Annotated in this window: 14 protein-coding genes and 2 tRNA genes; 9 read left to right on the top strand and 7 right to left on the bottom strand. The window is 55.5% G+C overall.

Annotation, left to right across the window (positions count from 1 at the left end; all coding sequences use genetic code 11):
• Window positions 1-600 precede the first annotated feature (600 nt).
• The 3 genes from ACZM8Y_RS03875 (at window position 601) to ACZM8Y_RS03865 (ending at window position 5687) form a co-directional block, all read left to right on the top strand.
• Window positions 601-694: transfer RNA gene (locus tag ACZM8Y_RS03875), tRNA-Sec, on the top strand.
• A 2651-nt stretch (window positions 695-3345) separates the two neighbouring features.
• Window positions 3346-4539, top strand: a complete 1194-nt coding sequence (locus ACZM8Y_RS03870) for an MFS transporter (protein ID WP_337430672.1) — start codon at window positions 3346-3348, stop codon at window positions 4537-4539.
• A gap of 164 nt (window positions 4540-4703) precedes the next feature.
• Window positions 4704-5687: a GGDEF domain-containing protein gene (locus ACZM8Y_RS03865; RefSeq protein ID WP_489501586.1), complete on the top strand. Its 984-nt coding sequence runs from the start codon at window positions 4704-4706 to the stop codon at window positions 5685-5687.
• A gap of 694 nt (window positions 5688-6381) precedes the next feature.
• Here ACZM8Y_RS03865 and ACZM8Y_RS03860 read toward each other — a convergent pair.
• The 5 genes from ACZM8Y_RS03860 to ACZM8Y_RS03840 form a co-directional block, all read right to left on the bottom strand.
• Entirely contained in the window at window positions 6382-7305 is a 924-nt protein-coding gene (locus tag ACZM8Y_RS03860; protein WP_302552147.1) for an NAD(P)H-hydrate dehydratase, read from the bottom strand.
• Window positions 7293-7868, bottom strand: a complete 576-nt coding sequence (locus tag ACZM8Y_RS03855; protein ID WP_009380714.1) for a putative Se/S carrier protein — start codon at window positions 7866-7868, stop codon at window positions 7293-7295. The genes ACZM8Y_RS03860 and ACZM8Y_RS03855 overlap by 13 nt, the downstream gene beginning before the upstream one ends.
• Complete coding sequence (locus ACZM8Y_RS03850) at window positions 7865-8077, bottom strand: sulfurtransferase TusA family protein (RefSeq protein ID WP_009380713.1); 213 nt, start codon at window positions 8075-8077, stop codon at window positions 7865-7867. Before ACZM8Y_RS03850 ends, ACZM8Y_RS03855 begins: the two co-directional genes overlap by 4 nt.
• 12 nt (window positions 8078-8089) lie before the next feature.
• On the bottom strand, window positions 8090-9175 hold the full coding sequence (gene yedE / locus ACZM8Y_RS03845; protein WP_482332534.1) for a YedE family putative selenium transporter: 1086 nt from the start codon (window positions 9173-9175) through the stop codon (window positions 8090-8092).
• Window positions 9176-9598: 423 nt separating this feature from the next.
• Complete coding sequence (locus ACZM8Y_RS03840) at window positions 9599-10036, bottom strand: universal stress protein (protein ID WP_302552149.1); 438 nt, start codon at window positions 10034-10036, stop codon at window positions 9599-9601.
• Window positions 10037-10496: 460 nt separating this feature from the next.
• Between ACZM8Y_RS03840 and ACZM8Y_RS03835 the strand changes: the two genes are divergently transcribed.
• Together ACZM8Y_RS03835 and ACZM8Y_RS03830 are read left to right on the top strand one after the other, a co-directional pair.
• Window positions 10497-11693 (top strand): dicarboxylate/amino acid:cation symporter, encoded by a 1197-nt coding sequence (locus tag ACZM8Y_RS03835; protein WP_302552150.1) that lies wholly within the window; start codon window positions 10497-10499, stop codon window positions 11691-11693.
• Between the two features lie 54 nt (window positions 11694-11747).
• Window positions 11748-12221 (top strand): hypothetical protein, encoded by a 474-nt coding sequence (locus ACZM8Y_RS03830; RefSeq protein WP_482332546.1) that lies wholly within the window; start codon window positions 11748-11750, stop codon window positions 12219-12221.
• A 262-nt stretch (window positions 12222-12483) separates the two neighbouring features.
• Here the strand turns inward: ACZM8Y_RS03830 and ACZM8Y_RS03825 are convergent, their stop codons facing one another.
• Window positions 12484-12882 carry a hypothetical protein gene (locus tag ACZM8Y_RS03825; RefSeq protein WP_302552152.1) on the bottom strand — a complete coding sequence of 133 codons (399 nt, stop codon included), beginning with the start codon at window positions 12880-12882 and terminating at the stop codon, window positions 12484-12486.
• Window positions 12883-13097: 215 nt separating this feature from the next.
• On the opposite strand from ACZM8Y_RS03825, the gene ACZM8Y_RS03820 reads away from it, so the two are divergent.
• The 4 genes from ACZM8Y_RS03820 to ACZM8Y_RS03805 all read left to right on the top strand — a co-directional run bounded on the left by ACZM8Y_RS03820 (window position 13098) and on the right by ACZM8Y_RS03805 (window position 17265).
• Complete coding sequence (locus ACZM8Y_RS03820; RefSeq protein WP_302552153.1) at window positions 13098-13346, top strand: hypothetical protein; 249 nt, start codon at window positions 13098-13100, stop codon at window positions 13344-13346.
• Window positions 13347-14134: 788 nt separating this feature from the next.
• A complete protein-coding gene (locus tag ACZM8Y_RS03815) occupies window positions 14135-15085 on the top strand; it encodes a hydrogenase small subunit (protein WP_302552154.1) in 951 nt (316 codons plus the stop codon).
• Between the two features lie 11 nt (window positions 15086-15096).
• Window positions 15097-16770, top strand: a complete 1674-nt coding sequence (locus ACZM8Y_RS03810) for a nickel-dependent hydrogenase large subunit (RefSeq protein WP_482332561.1) — start codon at window positions 15097-15099, stop codon at window positions 16768-16770.
• A 21-nt stretch (window positions 16771-16791) separates the two neighbouring features.
• On the top strand, window positions 16792-17265 hold the full coding sequence (locus ACZM8Y_RS03805; RefSeq protein WP_479859766.1) for a HyaD/HybD family hydrogenase maturation endopeptidase: 474 nt from the start codon (window positions 16792-16794) through the stop codon (window positions 17263-17265).
• A gap of 612 nt (window positions 17266-17877) precedes the next feature.
• Here the strand turns inward: ACZM8Y_RS03805 and ACZM8Y_RS03800 are convergent.
• Window positions 17878-17952: transfer RNA gene (locus ACZM8Y_RS03800), tRNA-Gln, on the bottom strand.
• Between the last annotated feature and the right edge of the window lie 335 nt (window positions 17953-18287).

Raw genomic sequence — 18287 nt, 5'->3', positions numbered from 1 at the left:
GACGACTTCTATTGATTGACATTTAGGGCATGGCGGTTTTTCGTTCATGTAATCTTATCGCACATAAATGTCGCGAAGTCATTAGTTTATCAACACCCTCAAATAATATTATTGTCTTTTAAATATATTGATTAGCTTATTGTCATTTTGTATAAAAATATATGCGGTATTTCGTTATAAAAAATGTAATGAATAGGAAAAAGTGTTTGGCATAGATGCCAATTGGGGGAGGGAGAGCAGTGATGGAGCTAACCCCGCGCAGTAGGCTTATCTGAAAAGAGCTGCGATGCCTTGAGGCTTGGGGCATCACAGCCTCGGTCGAAACGAAGCGGAGGAGGGCCATATGCTGGGGAGTCAAACCGGAATAACAACTGCTTTCCACATGAATTATTGAGCTTTTTGAAAAAAGATACTGTGCAGTTGCTCTGTCGCCAGAATAGGCTCCCTTTGGGCGTGTTTCGTCACTTTTCAGGCGGCATATGGCGGCCCCTTCACGCCTTTTCGTGTCATGAGTTATTAACTTATTGATATTACAATGAAAAAGACGCTATTGACGAAAAGGAAGGATGTGATACTTTCCCAAAAGTAAGCACAAGTTAGGGAAACGTTTCGTCACCGGTGTGGCGCCCAGTCTTCAAAACTGGTGGACGGTCGAAAGGCCGTTGGTAGGTTCGACTCCTATACGTTTCCGCCATTATTGAATAAAAAAGAAGAAGGTTAGCCTAAAGTATAGGATTAACTTTCTTCTTTTCTTTTTTTGCTCCATCATTACCCCACATTTAAAAGTAATGAATGGGAAGCAACAGTAGCGCGTAAATCAATTTTCACCTGAATTCTCTTTAAGCTATTGGAGAACGGACTCCCGTTCATAACAAATCTTCTTTCCAATTTTTGTGGAAGGAGGCCCATCTCTCTCAGATTTCATGTTGTATAGCGTTTGGTATTTATAGATCCCCTGAAGAAGCTGGGGAACTGTTGCCGTGCAAAAAATAGGGGGAAACTCTTGGGAAAGTTGTTCAAACATAGTGTTTTTGTTGAGAGAGCCCATTATGTTGCCTTCAGATAAATGTTTGTTCCGATTTCCTCTATTTGCTGCTCAACCTTTTCGAGCGCATTGTACAGCGTGGTCAGTGCTTGAGTAGGTTATGCCAGTAAAGGCCCCGGAAGTAGGCAGGGCAGGTGTTCCGGGTATTCCATAGGGTTGTGTTGTTATTTATATAATTATTTGAAATTATTTAAAATATTTATTAAAATTTGAAAATAATCAACTGTTTCAATAGATTATATTTAATTACCGACACGACCTAGGATAAGTGAGGCCCGCCCACATTCCGGCGGCCCATTTTTCCCATTTCGCGTCTTCATCGATTTTGGCGAGTGCTGAACCGACATGTTCGGCGAGGATACGAAACCTTCCGGCAGGGTCTCGTTTGGCGCCGGCAGACAGCCTGCGCTTGGCATTATCATTACACCGTTCAAACCAGCGGTTGATTTTCTCAATCTGCTTGCCAAATTCGCCAATCTTGGCAAAAGGTTCCGGCTTGAGGGGGGATTAGTACCACGGTGATCATGAACATGGCCAGAATACAGCGGGTGCCTGGATTACTTTGTGTAGATAGGGGATGATGGGGGGATTGGTCTTTGCATATTCTCTTCCAGAAAAAAGAAAGCCCGACAGTAATGAGGGGCTTCCTTTGGCTTTATAAAAGAGTTGTCTAGAAAAGGGATTAAGAATAAGGTAGTTAGAAAGAGAGGGTAAAAATGAAGTTTCTGAAGCCTTGTTAAGGGTAACCTGTTGAAAAGCAGGGAAAACTTTTCGAGAGATTCTAGGTTATCCGCCGTGTAGGCGGCTTAGAAGGTCAACATCGCACTTGCCAAGGTCGCGGATAAGTTATCCGCCGTGTAGGCGGCTTAGAAGTTGCGTAGAAGCGCCCAGAGCGTAGAGAGGATGTTATCCGCCGTGTAGGCGGCTTAGAAGATGTTCGGGATAAATACCAGCCGCGTTTTATCGTTATCCGCCGTGTAGGCGGTAAAAATACTGAAAAGCAGCCCACCTGAGTGAGGCATCTTTCGCTTGGCGTCATTCGTCGCCTTCCCATATGTTTCCGCCCAAAAGAATCTCAGGAAGCCCCTATAAAGCCCAAAGAGCTTTGTGGGGCTTTACGTTATTGAAGATCTGCAATCCTGCATCGAACAAAACAAAGCCCGGCTTCGTTCATCAATCTGGATTTTTTTGTGATTGTTTATAGGAAATGGTTGATACTTTACTGCTTGAAGCTCCAATAACCAGCAGAATGCCTCAGTTATGGAGCCAGCCAATGAAAAAACAGGAGGAAACGGCTGTATTTTCCCTATACTGTGAGATGAAACAGCCACATTCTATGGTAGAGCCTTTTTTATTGGAAAGAAACGGTTTTTCCGTTTTTATCCCCGAAGCCCGATACGCTGGGGGACTGGGACAGCTTGCAGTTAGACGTATACAGCGGTCTTTCCTGCGTCGTTCCTTTGCCGGTCATGAGACGGATTTTTTACGTGCGAGGCAGGCATTATTCCCTACTATAAAAATAGGAAACCTCTTCCTTTGGAATTCGGAATACACGAAGATATAGGGAGAGCATGCTGAGGATGGGCTTGAGCATTTTCATACCGCAGAAGGGCGTGAATTCTTTGGAATTTCATCGTATTATGTTGTCTATTTCTCCATTTTCAGCTCAGCCCTTTCAAATGCCAGTATAGACGGTATTCGGTACGGTTTGGGGCAAGCTCCATTTTGTGGAAATACGGAGTGAAGCACAGAAAGAAGAGCGTTCGCCTCTTGGTATTCCCCTATGTTGTAGAGGTACGGAGTGATGCCTTATTCTGGATTATTTGGTCCGTTGTCCTAGGTCGTGTCGTCAATTAGATATAATCTTTTGAAATTATTTGGCTATTTCAAGGGGGTAAAGTATTATTTTTAATAGTTTAAAATAGTTATATGTAAAATAAGGACACAGCCTAATCAGTACTGGCCCGTCGGTATTGCGATGGGGCTCGTGCGGGCACCGGAATTGCGTACATCCCTCAAGGCGTAGTCATGCCCTTTTCAGGCGGAAGTGGAGGGCAGAAATATTCCCTCATGGCCTGCCCTGTGAAATTGCGGCGGAGATTCCATTGACAGAAACGGATTTGTATTAGAGCGTGAAAAGCGTTTTCCATGAAGCCGGTTTTCATGGGGGCTAGCCCGCATGCGGGCGGGAGGCTCCGGGCTGTTCGTCTTTTTACCTGATGCGGGCCTTTTTTCCTGTTTGATGCCTGCGAAGAGGGCATGTTCCGAGAATTTCAGCTGAAAAAGACTGGGAGGGGATTATGTCGGATCATCCTCGCACTCATCAGAATGCGATCTTGAGAACCTATGCCGGGCTTCTGTTGATTTCGATTTGCGTCTATACGCTGATGTACGCTCCGCAGCCCATGTTCAACTCGGTGAGCCGGGACTTTGGTGTGGATAAAGGCTCCACAGGGCTGCTCGTCAGCGTATTCATGCTGTCGCTCGCCATCTCGCCCTTGTGCGTGGGCATGCTGCTCAGCCGTATCGGTGTACGGCGCGCCATTCTGGGCGCTTCCCTCCTGCTCGGCATAAGCGGCATGGGGGTATGGTTTGCCCCGTCCTTCCTTGTCCTTCTCGGCATCCGCACTTTCCAGGCATTGCTGGTTCCGGTGGTGCTCACAGCCGTTATGTCCAGCATTGCGGTCATGTTCCGCCATCTGGATCTCAACCGTGCGCTTGCGGGATATGTGACTTCCAATCTTGTCGGTTCGCTGTGCGGCCGGATCATCGGGGGCTGGGCTGCGCAGATGTTTGGGTGGCGTGCCACTCTCGCCTTCATCTGCTTTTTCTTTTTCCTTATCCTCCTCTTCATCCGCAGCATCCCGGAAATGCGCAACACCAAAGCACGCCTTCACAGCCCCCGTGAATACCTCGCCGTTTTCAAGGGCAGAGGAGTCCCCAGCCTCTTTTTCGCTGAAGCCTGCGGCATCTTCGTCTTCGCCGCCATCGGCAACCTTATCCCCTTCCGTATGGCGGAGCTTGGGCAGGGCCACTCCGAAGGGCTCATCGGGCTTATGTATTTCGGGTATTCCGTCGGCCTTGTCGCTTCGTTGTCCCTTGCGCCGCTCATGCGCCTGTTTAAGACACCAACAAGGCTCATCCTTTTCGCCTCCGTCGTGTATGTCGCCTCCTGCCTCACGCTTGCGGTGCCGTCCCTTTGGGCCCTTTTCGGTGGGCTATGGCTTATAGCCTTTGGGGAGTTCGTCGTCCATTCCATTTGCCCTGGCCTCATCAACCATCAGGCTACGCTCTCCGGCCATGGCGACCGCGGCATGGTCAACGGGCTTTTTCTTGCCTGTTATTATTTCGGTGGGCTTCTCGGCTCCTACATTCCCGGGGCGCTCTATTCGGGCTTCGGCTGGTTTGCCTGTTACCTCTGTATCCAGCTCGTTCAGGTCGCCGCGTTTTTCATCCTGTTCAGGCTGCACCGGACGGCGCCTGATTTGCGGTAGGACGGCCCGCCCCGTTAGTTCCAGCTTCAGGATGCCTGCCCATTTCCGCATGTTTTGGAGAATTCGGCGGGGCTGTTGACATGTCCGGGGCCTTGTGTTTCCACCTAATGCTAGGAGACGCTCTTTGTGGGAGTGGGGTTCTGTACTGCGGGAGAGTGGGGTAAATGATGAGCAGCGTGTTTCGCATCGAGAATGAAGAACGGATTGGCCCGCTGGGTCGGCGCGGCATTGAGTTGACTCACGAGATCATGTATCGGCATTATCGGCGCGATGAGGATTTCGTCTATGCGCAGATGGCCGAGGGGGTCACATGGATCGGGCCTTCCCGCGCCCAGTACACCACCGGTGTGGACAAGCTCAAGGAACTTCTGCAGATCGAGCGGCTCGTCACCTTCACGATGGAGCAGGAAACTTATCAGGTCGCCTATGAGGACGAGCAATCCTGCCTCATCTTCGGCTGCTACACGGTTACTTCCGACGAGGAAACCGGCCTGTTCATACGTACCCTGCAGCGGGTGTCCTTCTTTTATCGGTTGGTTGGCGGCCGCCTCAAGGTCGTGCATATGCACCTGTCCCATCCCTATGAGTTTGTGGATTCGGACGAAGTGTTTCCGTTCCGGTACGGGAAGGATGCCTTTGACTATATCCAGCGGACGCACCAGATGGCCTTTACGGACAGCCTGACCGAACTCGGCAACCGCAACGCCTACGAGACAAGCTGCGTGAGGATGGCCCACGATTTCGACTCGGTGCGTTCCCTGTGCCTCATCCTGTTTGACCTTAACGGCATGAAGCGGGTCAACGACACATGGGGGCATCTTGCCGGTGATCGGCTCCTCAAGGATTTCGCCTCGATCCTGCGGGAAACCATGCCGCCCACCGCCAAATTGTATCGGTACGGCGGGGACGAGTTTATCGCCGCCTTGCACGACGTTTCGCTCTCCGACGTGAAAAAGTGCCAGCAAAATTTGGAACAGTGCATTGAGCGTTACAATGAGGGAAATGAGATACATATGAGTGCCGCTTGGGGGCATGCCTTTTTCAATCCGGAAACGGATCACGGCCTTTCGGAGATTGTCAAGCGGGCGGATGTCATGCTCTACGCTATGAAACGAGCCATGAAACAGGCCGCCGGGAATGCAGGCTGAGGGCCTTTTCCCGTACTTTACGGAGTAGTGTCTCTCTTTGGGCACGTGATGACGTTTTACGTCAGCACCAAGAAGGCTTCCATCTATAAGGAAGGGGCGAGGAAAAGTGTTCAGGGTTGAGGCGTGCCGTCAGAAGCCGCGGCAGAAGGGAATCCACCGGGGGGGGCCGTAACGCATTGCCATAGAGAGGTTATTATCTCCACCGTATCTTGAAGACAGTCTTTTTCTCTTATTTTTCGTTTACGGGTTTCATAGCTGAGGCGTTTTATTGGTTATCCCTTTGGAATTTTAAAAATGGCTCTGTCATAGTATATGGCTGTTTTATTTCACATTATGTTGAAAATATAGCCTTTTCTCCGATTTTCCCGCTGATGGGCTCCATGATTGGGGCATTTTATTTGGTATTCCTTTGGAATTTCAAGAAATAAAGTACTAACCGTTTCCTATGACACAGCCGAAAAAATAAAGCATCAACCCTTTTCCATAGGCTGTGTTATAGAAAATGGCTGATGCTTTTTTCCTTGAAACCTCAAAGGGATAACCGGAAAAATGCCTTAGCCGTGGATCCCGCCAAGGGGAAAACTAGAAAAAAATTTCTATTTTTCATCGCACTGTGGAGATGAAACAACCACATACTATAACAGAGCCTTTCCATAACACAGCCTTCCTACCCCCACCTACGCAGGCAGAATTCCTAGGGGCGGCCTTTGTCTAAAACCGTTTTATACCCTAGAGGCGCACAGGGGGAGGCCCCTTCCAAGGCACGGCGCAACGCTTCGGGGAGGAAGGGCAGCAGTTCCGCGATCTGCGTCGCGGGGGTTGGGTTCGCAAGCAACCCGGTAATCCGGCTGGCCCGCGCTGCGGTCAGGCAGGCTTGGGACATCTCCATGCCGCTGGCGAGCAGGCCCGTCACAAGGCCGGTGACAAGATCGCCCGTGCCTCCGATGGGCTCCAGAGCGGCAACCTGCGGTTCGGATACGTCACCGAGGAACCGTCCGCCTTCCACCAGATGATCAACCTTCCCTTTGATGAGCAAAAAGCGCGCGGCGTTTCCGTGCTGATAGGCACGTTCGACGAGGCTTGGGATATCCTCATCCGCGGCCAGCAGAAAACCTCTGGTGTAAAAAGGGTGCGGCGCCTTTTCATCGGCAAGGAAGGCCAGTTCCCCGGCATCGGGGGTGAACAGATCGTAGGCGTCGGCGTAGCCGCTCATCTTGGCGACATACATGAAACCGGCATCGGCAACGAGCACGGGCTTCGGGTCCGTTTCTTCCAGAGCCATCAGGACGCGGTTGTGCCCGTCAAGGTCGGGGAACAGGTAATGAAACGTGATGCCCCGCACCCCGGACAGGCTGGGGGAGGCCGCAAGGCGGCTGTAGAGCTTCCGGCTCCCGTCGCCATTCCCGATGTCCCCGGCGAGCAGTGCCGTGGGAGGCTCCACCCCAAGCGTTTCGCACGTCAGCAATGCGGTTCCGAGCAGGGCGGGTGTCCCGCGCTGTACGGAAAGCGGGGCGATGCCCCCGCCCTCCGCATGGAGAAAGCCGCCATCCAGACGCCAGCGCCCCCCCGTCAGGGGAAAAGACGCATCCGGCACCGTACCGCAGATCATCCACGCCATAGCCGCCTCGCCTCCTCAAATGCGCGTTGCAGCGAATAGGAACACAGCGTCTGCCCCTTGACCCGCGGCTCCTCGGCCTCGCCGATGCATTGCCCCGTCAGCAGCGCCGCCAGATACGGCACATCGGGGCATCCGCCTCCGGACACGTTGACGATTTTCCCCGTGGCGCGTTCCACGGTGATTTTCATGTTCGCGGCCCGCACCATGAACCAGTCGCCGTAATCCTGCACATGGAACAGCGATACGGGTTCGAGCAGGGTATCGCGCATGGGGACGGACTGGATCGGCTCAAGGCGGGCGGCTCCCAGCGCGTTGCGGATAAGCGGCTCCTGCATCAGGTCAAAGACGATGATCATGTCGCATCCCGTACGCAGTTCGGGGGGAGGCCCTTTGACCTCCACGGCAAACCCCGCTTCCCGCAGTATCCGTTCGGCCCGGATGACCTCGCCCGTATGCTGGAAAACGAGAAAGCCGTATTCCGTGGATGTGCGGGAAGGCGGGGAAGCCCCTTTCCGGGGCTTCCCTTGAAACACTTCGGCTAAACGGGAAAAGAAGTCCCTCACTTGCGCAGTTCCAGCCGGAAGACGCCCTCACCCTGATCTTTCGGGGTGACGTTCCAGCCCTTTTTTTCAGCGGCGCGGGTGACGTTTTCGAGGCTGGCCTCATTGTCCACCAGCACATCCAGAGGGGTATCGGCGTTTTCCGTCATGGCCTGATGGAAGAGGACCAACGGCTGGGGGCAGGAAAGTCCCCGGGTATCAATGGTACGCATGGCAATTCTCCTTTACGCCTTCTTGGAATGGACGAAGCCGATGATCAGGCAGACGACGAAACCGATGATTGTCGCCTGCATACCGTATACGCCGATGCCCGTACCGGAACTGGCCGTGCCCAGATTGTGGGCCATAGCCGCGCCGACCAACATGCCGAGGGCAAAAATGCCGGCGTCGCTGTCGCCTTCCCCCGCCATGAACAGCTGTCGGCCGGGGCATCCTCCGGCGAGTGCGAAGGCAAGGCCGGCGGTAACCATCCCAAGATAGTTCCACAGAAAGTCGCTGTGGGCCACTGGCTGGCCTTCAAAGCCGAACTTGAGGCCGCCCGTCAGGGCGTTCGCAATGAATGCGGCGGCAAACATGGCCGCCAGCCCGAGGAACAGGTGGGTGTAGCGGAAGAGGAAGAGGTCGCGGAACGCGCCCATCGTGCAGAAACGGCTGCGCTGCGCGAAGATGCCGATTATGAAGGCCAGCCCCAGCGAGGCGATGAAGGGGGCGTGCTGTGAGCCGGGGCCCTTCACGGAATAGAACAGGGGGCCACTTTGCGGCTGATCCGGGATTTGCGGGAAAATGAGGTAAAGAAGGAGCAGGCAGACGACGATGACGGGGAAGAGCGCCCCGGAGACGACGCTCTGGCTGCTGCTGCGGCCAAGGGAATAGCCTTTTTTGAAAAAGAGCGTCCCGAACCAGATCCCCGTGGCCAGACCGGCAAGGCCGAGGATGGCGTTTCCGTCGCCGCCGGCGAGACGGAGTATCGCGCGCCACGGGCATCCGAGGAACACCAATGCGCCCATGGCGGCTATCATGCCGAGGACAAAACGGACGATGGGTGCGGAACCCCCGCGCGGTTTGAATTCCCGCGTGGCGATGGCGGCGGCCAGCGAGCCGAGCACCAGCCCCATGATTTCAGGGCGCAGGTACTGGACGATGGCCGCGCGGTGCAGGCCAAGCCCTCCGGCCACATCGCGCTCGAAGCACGCTACGCAGATCCCCATGTTTGCCGGGTTGCCGAGCTTTTGCAGCCATACGGCGATCAGGCCGATGACGGCGCCCACAACGATGATACCCGGCGTCGTCGCAAAAAGATTTTTCCTCATCTCCTACTCCTTCCCAAACGTTTTGGCGGATACACCATGCATACGATGGCTCCATCCTGAACGGGGAAAGAGAAGGAACGTCTTTACGGCCTCCCCTCGGCTGCACACTCAGAAGGGCGGCGAAAAGCTCCATGCTCTTTCCGCGTCCGAACGGACAAGAAGAACCTCACACCGTGGGTTCTGTTTGCCTTCAATCAGTTGCGCGTATACAGCATTGGTACCACCCTTAAAAAGTGTTGCCCATGAACATTTCCCATGAACGGTTTCCTGTTACACCGCCGGGAAGTCCGGGTCAACCCGCCTTCGCAAGCGCGGCGGGACGTATCCGGGGGACGCTTTTCCGCATGAAAAAACCTCCCGTTGGGCGGGAGGTTCCGAAACGCGTAATGCTTTTCCCCGCTTGCCGGGAAAGGGCGCGCGCCGTCAATATCTGGGGCGGATGACGGATACGGAGCAGTGGGCCTTTTTCACGACTTCCGTGGCTACGGAGCCGGCAAACAGTTGGCGGAATCCGATCCGTCCATGCGCGCCGACGACAATGCAGTCGATGTCACTCTTGTGGGCGTATTTGACGACTTCTTCCGAAACCTTCCCCATGAGGAACGCGCAGTCATCGACGCCTTCCGGGAAGTTGGCGTTCAGAAAATGTTCCATCTTTTCCAACAGGGCTTGGGTGGGGGCGATCCTGTTGGGCTGGCCCTCGCCGGAAAGGTAGTTGGATTCATAGACCGTTTCGGAAGGGAGCACGTACACGATTGAAATGGAAGCGCCCGTCAGGGACGCCACCATCTTCACGTGTTCGATGGCCGGATGGGGGGCATCTTCCAAGTCAACGGCGTAAAGAAGCTTTTTCAGTTCCATAACATGGCCTCCTGTGGTGCCCAAAACGGTGTTTATTGGTGTTACGATGCCCAAGGAGGAGGGAGGCTGTCAAGAACAATCCTCATGGGGAGAGGGGACAGCGATGGTATCTCATTGGATTCAAAATTGTTCCTTGCATCGGGTCTTTTCGTGAATGTCGACAGTGATGCGTCAGGGGCGTTGCCGCGCCGCCGCGATAGGCCGTCGCCGGACGCCCTGATCGCCACACGCCGAGGCGTTCTCTTCCGATCCGCCGCCGTTTGCTGGACGGCCTTGTCCTTGGGGGCCGTGTTACGTATGATGGGGCGGAGACGGGTGGACGGAGGCGGGCCGTGGGGAACGGCAGGGCCTCCGGCCTGTTTTTGGCATGGCGTTCTGCGGCCCCCGATGAGAAGGCGGGCCGCCCCGAAGAGGCCGGGCCCCTTCCCGGTATGTTTGACGAAGAGAGAAGGAGTGGGCGATGTCCGCCAAGAAAAGTGATTTCGGGTTGATCATCAAACTGTTGGTGGCACTGGCCATCGGTGCCGTTCTGGGGCGCATGGCCAACGTACAGGTCATGGATGCCGTGGCGTCGATCAAATATGCCTTGGGGCAGATTATTTTCTACGCGGTGCCCCTCGTCATCGTGGGCTTCATCACGCCCGCCATCGCCCGTTTGGGGCAGAACGCCAGCAAGATGCTGCTGACTGCCGTGGCCATCGCCTACCTTTCGTCCGTCGGCGCGGCGGCGTTCTCGGCGGCTTCCGGCTACGCCATCATCCCGCACCTCTCCGTGCCCACGGAAGTGAGCGGGCTCGTCGATCTTCCGAAGCCGTCCTTTGTGCTGGACATCCCGCCGCTCATGTCCGTCATGAGCGCGCTGGTCACGGCGCTGCTGCTTGGGCTCGCCGTGAGCTGGACCAAGGCCGAGATCATCAACAAGGCGTTGGCCGAGCTTGAAGCCATTATGACCAGCGTCGTGACCCGCGTCATCATCCCCATCCTGCCGCTTTTCGTGGGCGCGACGTTCTGCGAGCTTTCCTATGAAGGCCGCCTGACCGTGCAGTTTCCCATATTCCTCAAGGTTATCGGCATCGTGATCCTCGGCCATTACATCTGGCTCGCCGTGCTGTACGTCATCGGCGGCATCCTGTCGGGCCGCAACCCGTGGCAGGTGCTGCGTTATTACCTGCCCGCGTACCTTACCGCAGTGGGAACCATGTCCAGCGCCGCCACGCTGCCCGTGGCCCTGTCCTGCGCGCGGCGTTCCCCGGCCCTGAGCAAGACCGTCACGGAGTTTATGATACCCTTGGGGGCGACCGTGCACCTGTGCGGTTCCGTGCTGACCGAAACCTTTTTCGTCATGACCATCAGCCTGATGCTGTACGGCGCGCTGCCGTCCGCGGGTACGATGGCTTTCTTCATCGTGTTGTTCGGCATTTTCGCCGTGGGTGCCCCCGGCGTGCCCGGCGGGACGGTTATGGCTTCGCTCGGCCTCGTGACGAGCGTGCTCCATTTTGATCCGGCGGGCGTGGCCCTGCTGCTGGCCATCTTCGCGTTGCAGGACAGTTTCGGAACGGCCTGCAACGTGACCGGGGACGGGGCGCTAGCCATGATGATGGAAGGGATTTTCAACCGCAACCGTCAGCTCGACGACCGCTTCGGCACGGGTGAATAGTGCCGTCAACATATTCCCCCGCCGCGCTTGGCCCGGCGAAGAGGAGGCGCTAGTATGCCGTGGGTGATCCTCGCCGCCGCGCTGTGTGTCCTAGTCTGGTTTTGGCCCCGGAACACGCTGATAGGCTTGGCCGTCGTCGGGACGGCCGGGGCGCTTGTCGGCATCGCCTTCTGGGGATACGGCGTTTATGCTGAACGCCAGCGGGAACTTGTCGCCATTACCGTGGAACCGGCCGCGGAAGCGGCGTCGCGGGTGCCGCCCGGCATTGCGTGCGGGGAGGGTGAACTGCTTGTCTCCATCACGAACGGGAGCGGGAAGACGGTGTTGGGCGTGCGGTTCAATGTGGGCGCCTACCGTGAAGGCCGGAGCACCAATATCGCCAAGGGGAATTGGTTCGACGACGATCACATCATCAACCCACGGGGCACGGTGTCGACCTGCTGGAAGACCCCCGGCCTGACCCGCGATCCCGAAGGGGACAGGGTTGTCTGGAAGGCCAGCATCATCAAGCTGGAGTTCGCCGAATAGAATACGGGCCGGGGCAGACGCTCCGGCCCGTTTTGTCTGGGTGGGCCTTGGACGGCGGACACAAAAGGCTGTGCCCTAGAAAGTGGTTGATGCTTTTTCCTTGAAGTTCCAAAGGATTAACCGAGAAAATGCCCTAGCCCTGTATTCCGCCGAGAGGAAAGCTGGAGAAAAAGGCTGTATTTTCACCTCACTGTGGAGATGAAGCGACCTTATACTATGACAGAGCCACGCAAAAAAGCCCCGGAAGGCCGGGGCATCTGGGTTACTTTGCGGTCGTGGGCGCGGGGGCGCTTTCGAGATCCTTTTGCAGGTCTTCCTTAAAGGGGAGCTGCTTGTGGTGCTTCAGGTATTCGCGCTGGGCCTTTTCCCGTTCCTTCACATAGTCCTTTTGGGCATCACGGACTTCCTTGTAGTATTTTTTCAGATCCTTGTCCCGGCGTTCCTGAAACTTCTGGGCATCGGTCTTGTCGTCGCCGGTGAGTTCGTCGACGGTTTCCTTCACCTCTTTCTTGATGTCCCGATAGCCGTCCTTGACGGACTGGGTGAATGAGTTTTCCGCGAGGAAATGGCTGCTCAGGCCAGTGGCGTGGGCGGCGAACGGAAGGAGCGTCAGCCCGGCGGCGAGGAGGCAGCCGTGCAGCAGGGCGTTATTGCGTTTCATGATAATCCCCCAAAGGTTAGACTGTGATTGATTGCCTTGAGTGTACCTCAGGCAAGGGAAAAGGCAACCGCATGAGAGGAAAGAAATCATGCCTCACTGCAATGGCGGCATATCCTCCCATGCACTGCAAGCGGCATTTTCTTTTTTTGGAATCAATGCAATACCTCTTGACATCATGTGAAACGATCGCATTCTTAATGGAAAGGAGATTTGAGATGTCACAGAAAGTCAAGACATGGGAATCGCATGTTCCCGGCTGCTTTGGTGGTTCGGATCATATCTTCGCCGGTCATCCCGCCGAGGAAAAACGCGCCAAGGAACTGCGCAAGGTGTGCTCGGAACAGCGCATCCCGATGGATGATGTGGCCAAAGCTATTGAACATTTCCTGAAATCCAAAAAGGTCGGTGACGCCCTTATTCAGGCACAGGTGGAGCGGGCCAGAAAATTCTTGAAGCTGTCGTAACGGCCCTTTCAGCCTACCGGGATACTGCGGGCCGGAATCGCCCACAGCCCCGGCGGACTGTACGCCGATGGTACTGGAATGCCTATCGGAGCGCCTCAGCAGGCGCTTTTTTTGTACCCTCCGCCCAATCCGGCACAAGGGCCCCCGTTTCTCTTGCATCCTGTCAGGATGGGTTCTTTCTGCTGCCGCACGCTGCGCCGTATCTCTTTTTTGGGCTCTAAGTATGTGGTTGTTTCATCTCTACAGTATATTGAAAATACAGTCTTTTCCTCAGGTTTTGGGGGATCCGCGGATAAGGCATTTTGCCGGTTATCCCTTTGGATCTTCAAGGAAAAAAGTATCAACCATTTTCTATAACACAGCCTTTCTTTTTGATTCTCCCACCGCCCCCTTTTCTCTTTCCATAACAACGGCCCGGAAGCATTCTAACGCCGTGTGCAAGCATTCTCATCACGTCCCGCTATGCGCCCTTTTTCACGTTACGATTTTTTGATGACCCGATTGACACGGCCCCATCGTTGCCGTAGCCTCCGAATACCCTTATACTGGGCTGTTCCGAAGTGGAGGAGGGCGGCATTGTTCTTCCCGGAGGGGGAACATGCTTGCCTGAAAGGGCATTGTCCTGAGGCCGCGTCCTGCAATGCGCGGCATTTCTTCCGTTATTGTGGGGATATGCCCGGTCTCGCCGTCTTTGCGGATGAAATGCCGGATGGATGCAAAAGGGGTTCCGACCATTTTGATCCACGCATGCGGCCGATATGTTGTCGGTCGCTGAAAAGGAGAAGCGTATGCGTATTGCCGTTGGTCTGGGAAAAGAGAATGTCGAGGCGCGGCTGGAACGGCAGGGGGTATCCCGCCGGGATTTCCTGAAATTCTGTAGCATGGTCGCCGTGACGATGGGCATGGGGACCGGATTTGCCGAGCAGGTCGCGCGGGCGCTGACCATGCCCCGCCGCCCTTCCGTGGTGTACCTGCACAACGCCGAGTGCACGGGCTGCTCAGAAGCCCTGCTGCGGACGGGGCAGCCGTTCATTGATGAACTGATTTTGGATACGATTTCGCTCGATTACCATGAAACCATCATGGCTGCCGCGGGCGAAGCCGCCGAAGCGGCTCTGGAGCAGGCCATTTCCGCCCCTGAAGGCTTCATCTGCGTCGTGGAAGGGGCCATCCCCACGGCGAATGAAGGCAAATACGGCTACATCGCCGGGCATACCATGCTCGACATCTGCGGCCGCATCCTCCCCAAGGCCAAGGCCGTGGTCGCCTACGGCACCTGTGCCGCGTTCGGCGGCGTGCAGGCGGCCAAGCCCAACCCCACCGGCGCCATGGGCGTCAACGAGTGCTTCGGCGCGAAGGGCGTCAAGGCCATCAATATCGGCGGCTGCCCTCCGAACCCGCTGAATCTCGTGGGAACGCTGGTCGCCTTCCTGCGTGGCGACAAGATCGAGCTCGACGCCAACAACCGTCCCATGATGTTCTTCGGCAGCAGCGTGCATGACCTGTGTGAGCGCCGGGAACATTTCGACAACGGCGAATTCGCTCCCTCCTTCGACTCCGAAGAGGCCCGCAACGGCTGGTGCTTGTATGAGCTGGGCTGCAAGGGGCCGGAGACCATGAATAACTGCCCGAAGGTCAAATTCAACGAAACCAACTGGCCCGTGGGCGCAGGGCATCCGTGCATCGGCTGCAGCGAGCCCGGTTTCTGGGACAACCTGTCCCCGTTCTATGAAAACTAGAGGGAGCACCCATGAGCGAAGCCAGAAAAACACCCCAGAGCCATTTCACCGGACCTGTCGTCATCGATCCCCTGACCCGTATCGAAGGCCATCTGCGCATTGAAGTGGAGGTGAAGGACGGGCGCGTCAGCGAAGCCCGCAGCGTCGGCACCCTGTACCGCGGCCTTGAGACGATTTTGGTCGGGCGCGACCCCCGCGACGTGCAGCACTTCACACAGCGTACCTGCGGCGTGTGCACCTATACCCACGCGCTGGCCTCCACCCGCGCCCTCGAGGACGCGATCAAGGTGGAAATCCCCAAGAACGCCACCTACATCCGAAACCTCGTGCTTGGGATGCTGTATCTGCACGACCACATTGTGCATTTCTATCATCTGCACGCCCTTGATTTTGTGGACGTGACCAGCGCGCTTCAGGCCGATCCGGTCAAGGCCGCCAAAATCTGCTCGTCCGTTTCCCCGCGCCCCGTGTCGGCGGAGGACTTCAAGGCGGTGCAGGCCAAGCTGAAAGCCTTTGTGGAAAGCGGCCAGCTCGGCCCGTTCACCAACGCCTACTTCCTCGGCGGCCATCCCGCCTACTATCTCGATCCTGAAGCGAACCTCATCGCCACGGCGCACTACCTTGAAGCCCTGCGGCTGCAGGTCAAGGCGGCGCGGGCTATGGCGGTGTTCGGCGCGAAGAACCCGCATACCCAGTTCCTCGTGGCGGGCGGCGTGACCTGTTACGAAAGTCTGACGCCGGAGCGCATTGCCGAATTTGAAGGCTTGTATAAGGAAGTCAACGACTTCGTGAATCAGGTCTACATCCCGGATCTGCTGCTTGTCGGCGGCGCGTACAAGGACTGGGCCAAGATCGGCGGCACGACCAACTTTATGACCTTCGGCGAGTTCCCCGGAGACGAGCGCAATCTCGAATCCCGGTGGTTCAAGCCCGGCGTGGTGTTCGACCGCAAGCTGGAAGTCCTGCCTTTCGATCCCTCGAAGATCGAGGAGCATGTGCGGCACAGTTGGTATGCTGGCGATGCTGTTCATAAGCCGTTCCAGGGTGTTACCGAGCCCAAATTTACCTTCATGGGCGACAAGGATCGCTATTCGTGGATGAAGGCGCCCCGTTACGACGGGCGCGCTATGGAAACCGGCCCGCTCGCGCAGGTTCTGGTGGCCTATCTCAAGGGCAATGCCGAGGTCGTCCCGGTAGTCGACAGCGTGCTCCAGACTCTCAGCCTGACGCCCGGCGATCTGTTCTCCACGCTCGGCAGAACCGCCGCGCGCGGCATCGAAACCGCCGTCATCGCCAAGAAGACCGGTGAGATATTGCAGGAATACAAGGAAAACGTGGCTTCCGGCGACAAGAAGATCGTCGAGAACTGCGAAGTGCCGGACAAGGGCGAAGGTGTGGGCTTTGTGAACGCGCCCCGCGGCGGGCTCTCTCACTGGCTGGTCATCGAGGGCAAGAAGGTGGCCAATTTCCAGCTTGTGGTGCCTTCCACATGGAACCTCGGCCCGCGCTGTTCAAAGGGCATTCCGAGCGCGGTGGAAGAGGCGCTTGTCAATACGCCCATCGCCGATCCCAAGCGTCCGGTCGAAATCCTGCGTACAGTTCATTCGTTCGATCCCTGCCTTGCCTGCGCGGTGCATGTGATCGACGGCAGGACGAATGAAGTCAGCAAGTTCCAGATATTGTAAGTGAAAACGGGAGAACGGAAGATGGCTGAACAGGTGCTGGTTTTGGGTGTAGGCAATATTCTGTTCTCCGACGAGGCTATCGGGGTGCGTGCGGTTGAGCATCTGCAGCAGTGCGCATCCCTGCCTGAAAACGTATTGCTCATGGACGGCGGCACGCTCGGCATCCGGCTGATGGACGCCATCATGGGGTGTGATCTGCTGATTGTGGTGGATGCCGTCCTTGGCGGCGGCGAGCCGGGAACCCTGTACCGATTGGAAGGCGAGGGGCTGCGCGAGAGTATGAGTTTCCGTGACTCTATGCATCAGACGGATCTGGTCGATACGCTGATTTACTGCGATTTGGCGGGGCATAGGCCGGATGCGGTCGTGCTCGGTATGGAGCCCGCCGATTACCACACGATGGAGATCGGGCTGACCTCGGTCTGCCAGGAGCGCCTACCCGATCTGGCCGGGAAGGTCGTCGAGGAGCTGCGCGCACGTGGGGTTATCGCGTAGTGCCAGGCTAAAGAAAAAAGATAGGGGAAGGGAGGGGAAACCTTTCTGGAGAAAAGGGGAGGGCACCCTCAAGCTTTTTTCTCTTCCCAAAAGTTACTAGTGCGGCTTGCGTTCATCCCTCCTTTTCCAATTCCAAATTCCAAATACTTTTGACTTCACCGAATCCCTGTTCGCAGTTTTTCCAGCGCAGATGACCTTGGAACGCTACGCTTCCCAAGAAGAATGTCTGTAGGCCACATATTTTTTAGTGGGAACAATGAAGAGGGGGGGAAAGCGTCGTCTGTGGCGCGCTCAGAACGCTTTTTTCAGCTCACGCCGGAAAAGAGCCCTTTCGGGGTGCCTCCCCATTTTATGAAAGCCTTATATTATGTTGTTAATTAGATATAATATATTGAAATTATTTAATTATTTTTAAGATACGAAATATTATTTCAATAATTTTAAGTGATTATATAAAGATAATGACACACCCTAGAAGCTGAGGGCTGAGCCATACTGCGGGTTTGGTGAGGGGAGAGGAAGCCTTTCTTCAGAAAGATTCCTCCCCTCGCCAATTCCATTCTGTGCGGCGCACAAAAAAAGGAAGGCAGAATAACCTTCCTTTTAAATTTTTGGCTGGGCTACGTGGACTTGAACCACGATTAACGGGACCAGAATCCGTCGTCCTGCCAATTGAACGATAGCCCAACAACGTGAGAAGGTTTCTGTCAAAGAATGCCCGCGAAGTCAAGCAAAAAATGTTTTTTTCTTTGATCGTGTCATAGGAAATGGCTGATGTTTTCTTTCCTGAAGTTCCAAAGGAATAATCAATAAAATGTCTCAGCTATAGAATCCGCCAACGAAAAGCTTGGAGAAAAAGTCTCTATTTTCACCATACTGTGGAGATAACACAGCCACATTCTATGACAGAGCCTAGTGGAAAAGCCTGCTGAACCGGAAGGAAGTTACGATATCCTTGGGCTGGGAAAAGGCACTCCGTTTGGGTGCGGCCCTATGGGGAGAAGCGGTTTCCCCATCTTCGC

It is taken from the genome of Bilophila sp. (assembly GCF_057864385.1).
Note: the sequence above shows the minus strand (reverse complement) of the source record. Positions and strands in the feature narration are given on the sequence as shown.

Excerpts from the sequence above, each read along its gene's own strand:
- ACZM8Y_RS03870 (WP_337430672.1), top strand. The coding sequence starts at position 3,346 with ATGTCGGATCATCCTCGCACTCATCAGAATGCGATCTTGAGAACCTAT.
- ACZM8Y_RS03865 (WP_489501586.1), top strand. The coding sequence starts at position 4,704 with ATGATGAGCAGCGTGTTTCGCATCGAGAATGAAGAACGGATTGGCCCG.
- ACZM8Y_RS03860 (WP_302552147.1), bottom strand. The coding sequence starts at position 7,305 with ATGGCGTGGATGATCTGCGGTACGGTGCCGGATGCGTCTTTTCCCCTG.
- ACZM8Y_RS03850 (WP_009380713.1), bottom strand. The coding sequence starts at position 8,077 with ATGCGTACCATTGATACCCGGGGACTTTCCTGCCCCCAGCCGTTGGTC.
- yedE (WP_482332534.1), bottom strand. The coding sequence starts at position 9,175 with ATGAGGAAAAATCTTTTTGCGACGACGCCGGGTATCATCGTTGTGGGC.
- ACZM8Y_RS03840 (WP_302552149.1), bottom strand. The coding sequence starts at position 10,036 with ATGGAACTGAAAAAGCTTCTTTACGCCGTTGACTTGGAAGATGCCCCC.
- ACZM8Y_RS03835 (WP_302552150.1), top strand. The coding sequence starts at position 10,497 with ATGTCCGCCAAGAAAAGTGATTTCGGGTTGATCATCAAACTGTTGGTG.
- ACZM8Y_RS03830 (WP_482332546.1), top strand. The coding sequence starts at position 11,748 with ATGCCGTGGGTGATCCTCGCCGCCGCGCTGTGTGTCCTAGTCTGGTTT.
- ACZM8Y_RS03825 (WP_302552152.1), bottom strand. The coding sequence starts at position 12,882 with ATGAAACGCAATAACGCCCTGCTGCACGGCTGCCTCCTCGCCGCCGGG.
- ACZM8Y_RS03820 (WP_302552153.1), top strand. The coding sequence starts at position 13,098 with ATGTCACAGAAAGTCAAGACATGGGAATCGCATGTTCCCGGCTGCTTT.
- ACZM8Y_RS03815 (WP_302552154.1), top strand. The coding sequence starts at position 14,135 with ATGCGTATTGCCGTTGGTCTGGGAAAAGAGAATGTCGAGGCGCGGCTG.
- ACZM8Y_RS03810 (WP_482332561.1), top strand. The coding sequence starts at position 15,097 with ATGAGCGAAGCCAGAAAAACACCCCAGAGCCATTTCACCGGACCTGTC.
- ACZM8Y_RS03805 (WP_479859766.1), top strand. The coding sequence starts at position 16,792 with ATGGCTGAACAGGTGCTGGTTTTGGGTGTAGGCAATATTCTGTTCTCC.